The sequence below is a fragment of the Bacteroides intestinalis genome, assembly GCF_003464595.1.
GTDB classification, from domain to species: domain Bacteria; phylum Bacteroidota; class Bacteroidia; order Bacteroidales; family Bacteroidaceae; genus Bacteroides; species Bacteroides intestinalis_A.
This window is the reverse complement of record NZ_QRZF01000001.1, coordinates 85,644-99,660: the sequence shown is the minus strand read 5'-3', so window position 1 is coordinate 99,660 and position 14,017 is coordinate 85,644. Positions and strand designations below refer to the sequence as shown.

The 14,017-nt window shown below is 42.2% G+C and carries 11 protein-coding genes; 10 read left to right on the top strand and 1 reads right to left on the bottom strand.

Annotation, left to right across the window (positions count from 1 at the left end):
- Positions 1-6: 6 nt before the first annotated feature.
- The 10 genes from DWW10_RS00350 to DWW10_RS00305 all read left to right on the top strand — a co-directional run bounded on the left by DWW10_RS00350 (position 7) and on the right by DWW10_RS00305 (position 12,403).
- Entirely contained in the window at positions 7-1,305 is a 1,299-nt protein-coding gene (locus DWW10_RS00350) for a glycoside hydrolase 5 family protein (protein WP_022393964.1), read from the top strand.
- Positions 1,302-3,746, top strand: a complete 2,445-nt coding sequence (locus DWW10_RS00345) for a glycoside hydrolase family 3 N-terminal domain-containing protein (RefSeq protein ID WP_022393965.1) — start codon at positions 1,302-1,304, stop codon at positions 3,744-3,746. Before DWW10_RS00350 ends, DWW10_RS00345 begins: the two co-directional genes overlap by 4 nt.
- Before the next feature lie 5 nt (positions 3,747-3,751).
- Positions 3,752-5,008 carry a uroporphyrinogen decarboxylase family protein gene (locus tag DWW10_RS00340; RefSeq protein WP_022393966.1) on the top strand — a complete coding sequence of 419 codons (1,257 nt, stop codon included), beginning with the start codon at positions 3,752-3,754 and terminating at the stop codon, positions 5,006-5,008.
- A gap of 22 nt (positions 5,009-5,030) precedes the next feature.
- Positions 5,031-5,669 (top strand): corrinoid protein, encoded by a 639-nt coding sequence (locus DWW10_RS00335; RefSeq protein ID WP_022393967.1) that lies wholly within the window; start codon positions 5,031-5,033, stop codon positions 5,667-5,669.
- 17 nt (positions 5,670-5,686) lie between these two features.
- On the top strand, positions 5,687-6,385 hold the full coding sequence (locus DWW10_RS00330; protein WP_118420614.1) for a vitamin B12 dependent-methionine synthase activation domain-containing protein: 699 nt from the start codon (positions 5,687-5,689) through the stop codon (positions 6,383-6,385).
- Between the two features lie 5 nt (positions 6,386-6,390).
- Complete coding sequence (locus tag DWW10_RS00325; RefSeq protein WP_022393969.1) at positions 6,391-7,401, top strand: uroporphyrinogen decarboxylase family protein; 1,011 nt, start codon at positions 6,391-6,393, stop codon at positions 7,399-7,401.
- Between the two features lie 92 nt (positions 7,402-7,493).
- Positions 7,494-8,606, top strand: a complete 1,113-nt coding sequence (locus tag DWW10_RS00320; protein ID WP_022393970.1) for a glycoside hydrolase family 26 protein — start codon at positions 7,494-7,496, stop codon at positions 8,604-8,606.
- A 14-nt stretch (positions 8,607-8,620) separates the two neighbouring features.
- Positions 8,621-9,796: a glycoside hydrolase family 130 protein gene (locus DWW10_RS00315; protein ID WP_022393971.1), complete on the top strand. Its 1,176-nt coding sequence runs from the start codon at positions 8,621-8,623 to the stop codon at positions 9,794-9,796.
- Positions 9,784-11,169, top strand: a complete 1,386-nt coding sequence (locus tag DWW10_RS00310) for an MFS transporter (protein ID WP_022393972.1) — start codon at positions 9,784-9,786, stop codon at positions 11,167-11,169. The genes DWW10_RS00315 and DWW10_RS00310 overlap by 13 nt, the downstream gene beginning before the upstream one ends.
- A gap of 46 nt (positions 11,170-11,215) precedes the next feature.
- Entirely contained in the window at positions 11,216-12,403 is a 1,188-nt protein-coding gene (locus DWW10_RS00305) for an AGE family epimerase/isomerase (protein ID WP_118420686.1), read from the top strand.
- A gap of 10 nt (positions 12,404-12,413) precedes the next feature.
- Here DWW10_RS00305 and DWW10_RS00300 read toward each other — a convergent pair whose 3' ends face one another.
- A complete protein-coding gene (locus tag DWW10_RS00300) occupies positions 12,414-13,751 on the bottom strand; it encodes an amino acid kinase family protein (RefSeq protein WP_182021340.1) in 1,338 nt (445 codons plus the stop codon).
- Between the last annotated feature and the right edge of the window lie 266 nt (positions 13,752-14,017).

The following is a 14,017-nucleotide window of genomic DNA, read 5'->3' as shown; positions in this document are numbered from 1 at the left end:
ATAGCCATGAAACAGATAAGTATTCTTTTTTTCATTCTTCTGCTGTTGGGAGCATGTGTGAAAGCTCCTACGCAAACAGATAATTTTGTGAAGATTGTTGACGGACGTTTCTCTGTCAATGATAAACCGTATTATTATATCGGCACTAATTTCTGGTATGCCGCTATATTAGGATCACAGGGGCAGGGCGGTAATCGGGAACGTCTGCTTAAAGAACTCGATTTCATGAAAACCAATGGTATTACTAATTTACGTGTATTAGTTGGCGCAGATGGGATCGATGGAATCCCGACAAAAGCAGAACCGGCGCTTCAAACGGCTCCCGGCGTGTATAATGATACTATTTTTGATGGCTTAGACTTCTTTCTGTCGGAGTTGGGCAAAAGAGATATGCATGCCGTATTGTTCCTGAATAACAGTTGGGAGTGGTCCGGAGGATATTCACAATACCTCTATTGGAGTGGCCATGGTGAAGTGCCTATGCCTAACGTGGCAGGATGGAATGCCTTTTCAAATTATGTTGCCCAGTATGCAAAATCAGAGAAAGCCCATAAATTATTTGAGAATCATGTACGTCAGGTTGTAAGCCGTGTTAATCGCTATACTAAACTGAAATACAGTGATGATCCGGCTATCATGGCATGGCAGATAGGTAATGAACCTCGTCCGTTTGGTGAGGAAAATAAGGAGAGTTTTGCTCAATGGATATCTGAATGTGCTGCACTTATTAAGTCTATTGACCCTAACCACTTGATCTCTGTTGGTTCGGAAGGTATGGCAGGTTGTGAAGGAGATTTGGGTTTGTGGGTGAAACTCCATCAGGATACCAATATAGATTATTCAACGATTCACATCTGGCCGAATAATTGGGGGTGGATAGATAAGACAGATATTCCGGGAACCTTGGATAAAGCCATTGAGAATACTCGTGAATATATCGATGTACATATTGCGGAAGCACAAAAAATGAATAAACCGTTAGTCCTTGAAGAGTTTGGATTGCCGAGAGACTGTGTAATGTTTGATAGGAAAAGTTCTACAGCTCTAAGAGATCGGTATTATGGAGAAATTTTTGAAATAGTGAAAGAACATGCTATACAAAAAAGTGTATTTCAAGGATGCAACTTCTGGGCTTGGGGAGGATTTGCACAACCGCAACATCTTTTCTGGCAAAAGGGAGACGACTATATGGGGGACCCGGGACAAGAAGAACAAGGGTTAAATTCTGTATATGATACCGACACTACAGTGAAGCTTGTTGCGGATATCGTGAATGAAATAAACCAAATCACTCAGATGAAATGAAAAAGAAAGTCATATGTTCATTTTTGTTAGGCTTGATGGTATCTGGTCAATTAGTAGGAGCAGATTATATTAAGCCGAAGAAAGATAAAAAAACGGGAATATCCTACTATGATCTGAATAAGAACGGTCATCTTGATATCTATGAGAATCCTACTCTTGCAGTAGAAGAACGTGTCAGTGCTTTGCTCTCTCAGATGACTCTAGAAGAGAAAGTCGGCCAGATGCTTACTTCTTTAGGATGGCCGATGTATGAGCGCCAAGGGAATACAATCCGTCTGACTGAGCAATTGGTTCGGGAGATTGAAGAGTATCACACTGGTTCGCTTTGGGGATTTATGCGTGCTGATCCATGGACACAGCGTACGTTGACTACTGGGTTAACTCCTGCATTGGCAGCCAAGGCTTCAAATATGCTTCAAAAATTTGCAATTGAACATGGGCGTTTAGGAATTCCCCTGTTTCTGGCAGAAGAGTGTCCGCATGGGCACATGGCTATCGGAACAACTGTATTTCCAACGTCTATTGGGCAGGCCAGTACCTGGAATCCCGAGTTAATCAGAAGAATGGGGGGCGCTATTGCTAATGAGGCAAGTGCACAGGGAGCGCATATCGGTTATGGTCCGGTACTTGATTTGGCTCGTGATCCCCGCTGGTCCAGAGTAGAAGAAACGTATGGTGAGGATGCTTATCTCAATGGCGTGATGGGGGCTGCTTTAGTAAAAGGTTTCCAAGGTGAGTTTCCAGGAGATAAAGGTAAAGTAATCGCTACTTTAAAACATTTTGCGGCTTATGGCTGGACAGAAGGCGGACATAATGGAGGAAGTGCCCATGTAGGTAACCGGGAAATGGAAGAAGCTATTTATCCTCCTTTCCGGGAAGCTGTTGCAGCTGGGGCATTATCTGTAATGAGCTCCTATAATGAAATCGATGGTATTCCTTGTACTGCTAATTCTAATTTATTAACCGGATTGTTAAAAGAACGTTGGCAGTTTAAAGGTTTTGTCGTTTCTGATCTTTATGCGATTGGAGGGCTTCGGGAACATGGAGTTGCAGATACGGATTATGAGGCAGCAGTGAAAGCTGTAAATGCGGGTGTGGATAGTGACTTAGGAACAAATGTTTATGCTGGACAATTGGTAGATGCCGTAAAAAAGGGGGATGTGCAGGAGGCTGTGATTAATAAAGCTGTCAGCCGGATACTTGCTCTAAAGTTTCATATGGGCTTGTTTGATCATCCTTTTGTTGATGAACGGAAACCGGAACAAGTCGTGGCATCAACAGAACATCTGGAATTGGCTCGTGAAGTAGCTCGTCAATCCATCATTTTATTAAAGAATGAGAATGAGTTACTTCCTTTGAATAAAAAAATGAAGACTATTGCGGTTATTGGTCCGAATGCTGATAATGTATACAACATGTTAGGAGATTATACGGCACCTCAAAGTGGGTCTTCGGTAGTAACAGTATTGGATGGTATCCGTCAGAAAGTTTCCAATGATACACATATTATATATGCTAAAGGGTGTGCTGTGCGTGACTCTTCTAAAGTGGGTTTTCAGGAAGCTATAGAAGCAGCCCGGCAGTCGGATGTGGTTGTAATGGTGATGGGTGGTTCCAGTGCCCGTGATTTTTCTTCAAAGTATGAAGAAACGGGTGCAGCAAAAGTCTCTGATAGTCATATCAGTGATATGGAGAGTGGAGAGGGTTATGACCGTTCTACTCTTGAGTTACTGGGAAGACAACGGGAACTGATACGAGAAATGGGAAAATTAAATAAACCTATTGTATTGGTATTGATTAAAGGGCGCCCCTTATTACTGGAAGGTATTGAAGCAGAAGTCGATGCTATCGTTGACGCCTGGTATCCGGGTATGCAAGGAGGGAATGCAATTGCCGATGTACTGTTTGGTGATTATAATCCTGCCGGGCGCTTGACTATTTCAGTGCCACGTTCTGTGGGACAACTTCCGGTGTATTATAATACAAAACGGAAAGGAAACCGTAGTAAATACATAGAGGAAGAGGGTACACCCCGCTATCCTTTTGGTTATGGACTCAGCTATACATCTTTCAACTATTCGGATTTGAGAGCGGAGGTTGTAGAAGCGGAAGATAGCTGTCAGGTAAATATTTCAGTGAAGGTACGGAATGAAGGCTCACGGGATGGAGATGAGGTCGTTCAACTTTATCTTCGTGATGAAGTGGCCAGTTTTACTACTCCTTTTAAACAGCTACGTGGATTTCAACGGATACATTTGAAAGTTGGTGAGACAAAGGAAATAACATTCCGGTTAGATAAAAAATCACTGGCACTCTATATGCAAAATGAAGAGTGGGCTGTAGAACCCGGTCGTTTCACATTAATGCTTGGTGGTTCTTCCGAACAAATTTATCAGCAAAAAGAAATTGAGATAACCAAAAGATATACTTTTAAAATGTAAATATCATGAGTAAATCAAGAGATAGAGTGCTTCAGGCACTGAATCATCAGAATACCGATTATGTTCCGGTAGATTTTGGTTCTACTGCAGTGACAGGTATTCATTGCCGCATTGTAGAAGCTTTACGAAATCATTATGGATTGGAGTCTAAGCCTGTGAAAATAGTGGATGCTTTTCAAATGTTGGGTGAAGTTGATGAGGAACTTGCAGAACTGTTGGGAGTAGATTGTATAGGTATTGGTGGAGCGAAAGATATATTTGATCTGGATACTACACAACTTCACGAACAGCTCACTCCGTGGGGACAGCGCGTATTAGTTCCTTTGGGTATGGATCTTACGCCGGATAATCAGGGAGATGTTTATGTCTATGCCGGTGGCGATAAAACATATCCTCCCAGTGCTGTGATGCCTAAAGGATGTTATTTTATCAATGCCATTGAAAGACAACAACCTATTGATGAAGACAAATTGAATCCGGAAGATAATGTTGAAGAGTTTACATTGTTGACGGATGCTGACCTTGCTTACTACAAAGAACTAGTGGATAAAGTGTCTGGTTCAGGAAAAGCCGTAGTAGCCAGTTTCGGAGGGACGGCTTTAGGGGATGTAGCATTCGTTCCGGGTATGGGATTGAAAGAACCGAAAGGTATCCGTAGTGTCGTAGAATGGTATATGTCGACAGCTATGCGTCAGGACTATCTCCATCAGGTCTTTGAGAAAGAGATTGATATCGCGATAGCCAACTATGAGAAACTTTGGAATACACTGGGAGATAAAGTCGATGTTGTACTGACTTGTGGGACTGATTTCGGTTCTCAGGAATCTCAGTTCTGTTCTCTTGATACTTTCAATGAACTTTGGCTACCGCATTATCGTCGTATGAATGACTGGATACATCAGCATACTACATGGAAAGTTTTCAAACACTCATGTGGGGCTATCATTCCGATCCTTCCGGGATTGATAGAGGCGGGCTTCGATATTATCAATCCGGTACAGATTAATGCCAAAGATATGGATTCACATAGACTGAAGGAAGAGTTTGGCTCTCAACTCACTTTTTGGGGTGGGGGAATCGATACGCAACAAATACTGCCCTTTGGTACTCCTGATGAAATCCGCCGCCATGTGATAGGACAGTGTGAGATCCTGGGACGTGATGGAGGCTTTATTTTTAATGCAGTGCATAATATACAGGCTAATGTTCCGGTTGAAAATGTTGTTTCTTTATTTGATACTTTGAGAAGTCTTAGAAATTAATAACCTAAAATAGAAAAATATGATGAGCAATCTGAATGAATTATATGATGCAATTCTGGTCGGTAAGCTGGAAGATGCAGTAAAAGTAACTAAAATAGCTGTTGAAGAAGGAGTAACTCCTCATGAGATAATAAACGAATACATGATCAAAGCGATGGAGGAAATCGGAAGTCGTTTTGAGGCTGGTAAAGTTTTTGTTCCGAATCTTTTGATGAGTGCCCGTGCCATGCGTGGTGCGCTGGATGTCCTGAAACCTTTGATGCAAGGTCAAGTCGATTCTTATATTGGTAAAATTGTGATAGGTACTGTAAAAGGAGATCTGCATGATATCGGTAAAAATCTCGTAGCGTCCATGTTTGAAGGGTGTGGCTTTGAAGTCATTAACTTAGGAGTCGATGTATCGAGTGATAAATTTATCAGTGCTGCCTTGGAGAATAAGGCAGATATTATTTGTATGTCGGCTCTACTTACCACGACCATGAATTATATGAAGGAAGTAGTTGCAGCTGTTGAGGCTTCCGAATTAAAAGGAAAGGTGAAGATTATGGTTGGAGGTGCTCCTGTGAATGATGCTTTTGCAAAGGCAATAGGTGCCGATGCATATACTAGTAATGCCAATGCTGCTGTTGTAATGGCCAAGAAACTTATTGCTGCAAATTAATTTTTGAAAGGGATCTTATGATGAATAGGGAGATTTATCTATGCGAGTTACCTTGGAATGCACTTCAACTTAATTCGGAAGATATCTATCTTTCAATGGGAGTTGGTTATGTCCCGGATGAAGAGATGCTAAAACAGCTTGATCTTTTGAAAAAAGAGATTGCTGTTCGGTGTCGTCCACGTTGCCTTTATGCTTTTTTTGAAGCCAGTACGGCAACTAAAAATCACATAAACGTGGGTGGTATGGAACTGCATACTGGTACAGTTATTACTCCCTATTTGTTGGATGCTGATCGATACGTACTGTTTATAGCTACTGCCGGACAGGAGTTCGAACAGTTCCAGCATGAAGTAAAATCTTCCGGTGATATTTTGCGGGAGTTTTTGCTTGATTCCTTGGGTTCTGCAATTGCAGAGGCTGTTGTACGCGAAGTATGTAGTAAAGTTGAAAGCCATGTTTTGCCACTGGGATATGGTGTAAGTCATCCATATAGTCCGGGATATTGCGGCTGGCATGTGACACAGCAACAGCTCTTATTTTCTTTACTTCCGGAACAACCTTGTGGAGTTCGTTTGAGTGAGTCCTCTTTAATGTCTCCCATTAAATCGGTAAGTGGAGTAATTGCTGTAGGTGAGAGAATCGTGAAACGTAAATATGGCTGTGAGCTTTGTGGAAAAATGGATTGCTATAAGAATAGAAATAAATTAAAAAAATGATTCCCATGAATGTATCAAAATGGATTAAAGATATAATTGCTTCTGATAAAAGTTTGTCTATGCCTATCATGACCCATCCGGGTATTGAATTATTAGGTAAGAAAGTGTTGGATGCCGTGATTGATGGTGAAGTTCATTTTCAAGCTATTCGTGCTTTGAATGAGCGTTTTCCCAAAGCTATGGCATGTACTGCCATTATGGACCTGACTGTAGAAGCAGAAGCTTTCGGGGCTCAACTCTGTATGAGTGAATATGAAGTTCCTACGGTTACAGGCCGTTTGTTGACTTCATTTGAAGATGTGGACGCATTACAGATTCCTTCCTTGGATAATGCCAGAGTTCCCCAGTATCTGAAGGCGAATGCTTTGGCTGCTGCCGGAATAAATAAACCTGTCTTTGCCGGTTGTATAGGTCCTTATTCACTTGCTGGGCGGTTGTTTGATATGACTGAAATAATGATGGCGATATATACTGAACCTCAGACTGCTACTTTATTGCTTGAAAAATGTACGGAATTCCTTCTTAGTTATTGTCAGGCAATAAAGGCAACAGGAGTGGCCGGAGTCGTAATGGCAGAACCAGCAGCAGGATTACTTTCTGATGAGGATTGCTTTCAATATTCTTCGTTATATGTAAAACAGATCATTGAAGCGGTACAAGATGATTCGTTTGCAGTGATTCTTCATAACTGTGGTAATACAGGGCATTGTACTCCTGCCATGCTGAAAACCGGTGCTAAAGGATATCATTTTGGAAATAAGGCTGATATGGTAGAAGCATTGAAAGCTTGCCCTGCAGATGTACTGGTTATGGGTAATCTGGATCCGGTGGGTCTTTTCAAGATGGCATCACCGGAGATCGTTGCCCGTCAGACAGAGGAACTTCTGAATCGCACATCTTCATATCCGAATTTTGTGATTTCAAGTGGTTGTGATACCCCTCCGGAAATTCCATTTGCCAATATTGAAGCTTTTTATCAGGGAGTGGAGAGGTATAATAATGAATGTGGCAGATAAAGACAAAAAAGAGATAAAATTGTATCAGTTTATCCGTTTACAGTCAGCTATCTTTGTCGTGTAAAATAAATGAGAATCTAAATAGTATAAAAATGAATAACTTTAAAGGGATTGCGTTAACATTGGCCACTACTGTTCTTATGGCATGTGGACCAGTTCAGAAACAGTCAAATATCAGTTCGTCTTCTATGCGTACAACAGAAACGGAGAATTTACTTGCTAACCTTAAAAAAGTATCATCTAAAGGGGTTATGTTCGGACATCATGATGATACTAACTATGGTATAGGCTGGGATGGTGAAGAGGGACGCTCCGACGTAAAAAGCGTGTGTGGAGATTATCCCGCTGTTATCAGTTTCGATCTGGGACATATAGAACTGGGTGATACAGTGAGCCTGGATAACGTTCCGTTCAGTAAGATCCGTCGAGAAATACTGAACCAATATAAAAGAGGAGGAATGTCTTCTTTGAGTTGGCATTTACGTAATCCGCTGACAGGTGGAGACTCTTGGGATGTATCGGATACAACAGTGGTGAAGTCTGTTCTTCCTGGAGGAAACAATCATGAGAAATTCACCGGTTGGGTAAGTAAAGTATCTGCCTTTATTAATTCTCTGCAGACAGAAGATGGAGTAAAAGTCCCCGTACTTTTCCGACCTTGGCACGAGCATACAGGTAGTTGGTTTTGGTGGGGTGAGAAACTCTGTACCCCCGAAGAATATAAAGCACTCTGGCATATGACGGTGGACATTCTTCGTGAAGATGGTGTGAATAATGCTCTTTACGCTTACTCTCCCGGTTCTGAGCCACAAGATACTGTACAATACCTGAAACGTTATCCGGGAGATGAACTGGTTGATGTAATCGGCTTCGATACTTATCAATTCGATCGTGATAGCTATATTGCTAATCTTGAAAAATCGCTTGCTATTATAGATAGTATCGGTAAAGCACACAATAAAGTAATTGCTATCACTGAAACCGGATATGAGGGTGTTCCCGATTCGAAATGGTGGACCGGAACTTTGCTACCTACCATTGAGAAATATCCGATAGCTTATGTGTTGGTATGGCGCAATGCCCGTGAGCGTGTTACTCATTTCTATGCCCCTTATCCGGGACAGATTTCTGCTGATGACTTTGTAGAATTCTATAAGCATCCTAAAACTTTGTTTGCGGCAGATGTAAACTCTTTGTATAAATAAGAAAAACTATCAATATGGAAACTTTTAGTGATAAGGTAAAGAGACTCTTTCAGGAACACGAGGAGCTGATAACAAGAAAGAATGAGCCGGTAGAGGGTGGAAACGGTATTTTCACACGTTACAAATATCCGGTAGTGACGGCGGCACATGCACCTGTCTTCTGGCGATATGATTTGAATGAAGATTCCAATCCTTATCTGATGGAGCGCATCGGCATTAATGCAACCCTTAATTCAGGTGCTATTAAGTGGAATGGTAAATACTTGATGATGATACGTGTGGAAGGTGCTGACCGGAAATCATTTTTTGCGGTTGCGGAAAGTCCGAATGGAATCGATAATTTCCGCTTTTGGGATTATCCCGTAACTATGCCTGAGGACTTGATTCCGGCTACCAATATTTATGACATGCGTCTCACGGCCCATGAAGATGGCTGGATTTATGGTATCTTCTGCGCCGAACGCCATGATGATAATGCACCTTTGGGTGATTTATCTTCAGCTACTGCTACGGCCGGCATTGCCCGTACAAAAGATTTAAAGAACTGGGAGCGTTTGCCTGATTTAAAATCCAGAAGCCAGCAACGTAATGTAGTGCTTCATCCGGAATTTGTAGATGGAAAATATGCTCTTTATACCCGTCCGCAAGATGGATTTATCAATGCCGGAAGCGGTGGCGGTATTGGTTGGGCTTTGGTGGACGACATGACCCATGCAGAAGTGAAAGAGGAAAAGATTATAGATTACCGCTATTATCATACCATTAAAGAGGTGAAGAATGGAGAAGGTCCTCATCCGGTAAAAACGCCGAAAGGTTGGTTGCATCTCGCCCATGGGGTACGCGCTTGTGCTGCCGGATTACGTTATGTACTTTATATGTATATGACTGCCTTGGATGACCCGACAAAACTTATTGCCGCTCCCGGTGGTTACTTCATGGCACCTGTGGGAGAAGAGCGGATCGGTGATGTAAGTAACGTGCTTTTTACTAATGGTTGGATTGTCGATGAAGATGGTAAGGTGTTTATCTATTATGCTTCTTCGGATACACGGATGCATGTGGCTACTTCCACAGTGGATAAGTTGGTCGATTACTGTATGAACACGCCGGCTGACGGTTTATCTTCTTTCGCCTCCGTAGAGACTCTGAAGAAACTCATTGATAAGAACCTGAAGATATGGCAACACTAAAAGAGAAAATTGGCTACGGTTTCGGTGATATGTCTTCCTCTATGTTTTGGAAGATATTCTCCTACTATCTGCCCATATTTTATTCAAATATATATGGTTTGAGCTTAGCAGATACCGGGGTTTTGTTGTTGGTAACACGCATCTGGGATGCTGTATCCGATCCGATGATGGGAGTGATAGCAGACAGGACACAAACCCGTTGGGGAAAATACCGTCCTTATTTACTGTGGATTTCTCTTCCGTTTGCCGTTTGCGGTGTGTTGCTGTTTACAACTCCTGATTTTGGAGCAACAGGTAAACTTGTCTGGGCGTACATCACTTATATGCTGATGATGACGGTCTATACAGCTATCAATGTTCCATACGGAGCCATGCTGGGGGTAATGACAGATAATTCGGACACGAAGACTGTTTTTTCTTCTTACCGGATGTTCTTTGCCTATGGTGGTAGTTTTATTGCTTTGTTTGCCTGGGAACCATTATGTACCTGGTTTAAGGACATGACGGGTTCGCTGACCGTTAGTTGGCAGTATTCCATGATTGTGATTGCTGCATTCTGTTTCGTGATATTCTTGCTTTGTTTCAGTATGACGCGGGAATACATAAAGAGTGTCTCTACGGTCTCTATCGGAAAAGACCTCAAATCGTTACTCGCTAATGTTCCTTGGTGGCTGCTTATCGGTGCGGCATTGTGCTCTAATTTATTCAGCACGGTGCGCGGTGCTACAGCCGCCTACTTCTTCAAAGATTATATAGGTGATGGTATATTCTTAAGTCTGGGTGATTTTTCACTCTTGTTTTATGCCGGATTGTTTCTGAGTGTCGGAGAAGTCTCAAATATGATTGGGGTTGTATTAGCGGTTCCCCTTTCTCGTTCATTAGGTAAGAAATCCACTTATATTTCGACTATGGGTGCTTTGGCAGTATTAAGTATTTTGTTCTTTTACCTGCCTTGTACGCCATCAGGTTTTTGGTTGATGCTGGCTATGCAAGTCGTCATATCTGTTTGCACAGGTATTGTATCTCCGTTGGTGTGGAGTATGTATGCAGATGTTTCAGATTATGCCGAACTGAAAGACGGAACGGCTTCAACAGGACTCATTTTCTCCTCTTCGTCTATGGCACAGAAGTTTGGCGGTGCGTTTGGAGGTGCTGCCGTCATGTGGATTCTGGCTGCATTCGGTTATAATACGACCGAGGGAGCAGTACAGACAGAAGAAGCCTTGACCGGACTGAATTTGCTGATGAGTTGGATACCGGCTGCCGTGGCCGTTTTGGCCATGATAGTCGTATACTTTTATCCGTTGACGAAGAAACGTGTTGCAGAGGTCGATGAAAAACTGAAGAAGATACGGACTGCCAGCTATAAGTGACGGGAAATAAATGATATTTGTAAATGATAAAATTGCAAATTGAATGATGGACATCAAGAGTATGAGAAAAGAAATGGAAGCAGAGTTGATAGGCAACATCCTTCCATTTTGGATGAACAGAATGAAAGATGAAGTGAACGGAGGATTTTATGGTCGTATTACGGGAACAGGTATCCTAATGCCGGAAGCTGAGAAAGGGGCCATTTTGAATGCACGTATTCTCTGGACATTTTCGGCTGCTTACCGCTTGTTAGGAAATGAAGAATATCTGACTACAGCAACCCGTGCCAAGCGAATCATCATTGACCGTTTTTATGATAAAGAATTTGGTGGTATCTATTGGTCACTCGATTATAAAGGGAATCCGTTGGATACTAAAAAACAAATATATGCCATCGGATTTGCAATTTATGGCTTAAGTGAATACCATCGTGCTACAGGTGATAAGGAGGCCTTGGACTATGCTATCCGCTTGTTTGAAGATATTGAAAGGTATAGTTTTGATTCCGTAAAGAATGGGTATTGTGAAGCCCTTACTCGGGGATGGAGTGAGCTTGCCGATATGCGTCTGAGCGATAAAGATGAGAATGAATGTAAAACCATGAATACCCATCTGCATATTCTGGAGCCTTATACTAATCTTTATCGTGTATGGAAGAATGATTCGCTGAAAAGCCAGCTTTGTAACCTGATAGAGATTTTTATCGATAAGATATTGAATGCTGAAACCGGGCACCTGGAGCTTTTCTTTGATGAAGACTGGAATAGTAAATATCGCATCGTTTCCTATGGACATGACATTGAAGCTTCTTGGCTGATTCATGAAGCAGCGTTGGTGCTGGGAGATGAGGCTCTGTTGGAAAAGGTGGAACCATTGGTTGAGTTTATAGCTGCTGCCGCCGATGAAGGTCTGGCACCCGACGGAGCTATGGCCTATGAAACTTTTCTTACAAAGCAAAGGACGGATACAGACCGTCACTGGTGGGTGCAAGCTGAAAATATAGTAGGACACAGCAACCTTTACCAGCACTTTGATGATGAGGTAGCCTTACAGAAAGCTTTCTGTTGCTGGGAATTCATCAAGAAGAATCTGATAGATAACCGGAATGGCGAATGGTACTGGAGCATACATGCAGATGGTACGGTAAATACCGACGATGATAAAGCGGGTTTCTGGAAATGCCCGTACCATAATGGACGTATGTGTATGGAAATAATGGAACGCTTTTCATAGATATCTTCCTCTAACAAGCTTTTCCGAAGTACTCCGGTTTCAGTAACTTTTCATCAAGCAACCGGAGTACTTCTGCTTTATCTGTTCCCCTGACTACAATAGATACATCATTCTCGTCACTTCCGTACGAAATCATTCTCAACGGGATATTCTTCAGTGCATCAATAATCCGGCTTTCCATGGCGATGCACGAAGACTTCATATTACCCACAACCGAAACAATGGACATACGGTCCTCTACCCATATCCGGGCATATCTGTTCAGTTCACGCAGAATACGGGACAGGAACCCCTTGTTATCCGTCACAATTGATATATTATCATTGGATGAAGTCAACAGACAGGGATTCGTCCGGTATTTGGCAAAGATTTCCATAATCTTACTGATAAACAGATAAGGCCGTAGCGTATGGTTTGACTCAAAGCGAATATAAACCGCTGAGTCCTTTGCTGCAATAGCTTTTACAGCTTCTCCATTTTGCAAATTATCGGAGATGTAAGTTCCTTCCGCCGTCGGATTCATCGGATTGAGCAGATGAATAGGAACGTTTCCTTTCCATGCTGTAGCAAGACAGAACGGATGAAGAATTTGCGGATTGAAATAAATCAGACGTTCCGCCTCGCTGTAGCTGAGGTTCCGGATTGTACCAGCGTCCTTTATGACCAACGTGTCGTTGTTGCGTATGGCAAAGTTTGTCCAGAGCTTTATCTCTTTTGCATGCAAGGCCACGCCAATAAGGGCTGCCGTATAATCGCTGCCGCCTTGTTTCAGGTAATCGGTTTCGCCAAAAGCATTTTTACAGATACTTCCCTGAGTGATAAACAGGTGAGTGCCGGGATAGAGTTTCAGCTGCTTATCCAGTTTTTGCTCTATGTATTCGATATCCACTTCCCGGTTTGTGCCTACGCGTATGAAGTCGAATGCACAAAGCATGGCATTATCGACTTTCTGTTCCTGAAGATAAAGACTCATTAATGTACTGGTGAGTAGTTCTCCTTGTGCCAGAATATCTTTTTCGTCAGCTGAGGTAAAGGGTTCCAGGCAATATTTCCAGATAGCCTGAAAACTATCGAGTATGTACCGGATGGCCTGATGCTTGATTTCATCATCCGTAAGAAGTTCATTGGCGAAGTCAATGAACTGGAACTCCAGCCGGGTGATCTTCTCATGTGCCTCCTCTGTATTACGGCTGAAGAAGCAGGCGGCTATTTCATCCAGGTGTTTAGTGACATCCTCTGCTGCCGATAGTATTGCTATCGTAGGCTGGTTGTTCATAATCAGTTTGGCAACATGTTGCATTCCTTCTACGGATGCGGTTGAATTTCCATTGAATTTGCAGATTTCCATATTCTTCATTTTCTTAGTTATTTATTGAATGATGCTTGCCGGAAGTTTCTTTTTCCTTTCCATTTCAGGGTGATTTTATCAAAATGGAAGAGAATTATCCGTAAGGTGTGGAGGCTGTCTGAACCCTTATCTCCTTGTATATATGGAGTTAAGCTATAAAGGAGATTCAGTAGCTTTCCGTTCCTCTACTATAAAAGTTCAAAAGATGTGCCGTTCGTATTCGGGAAAAGCTTTATATTTGCACACCCTGTTTTTACCATTATCAG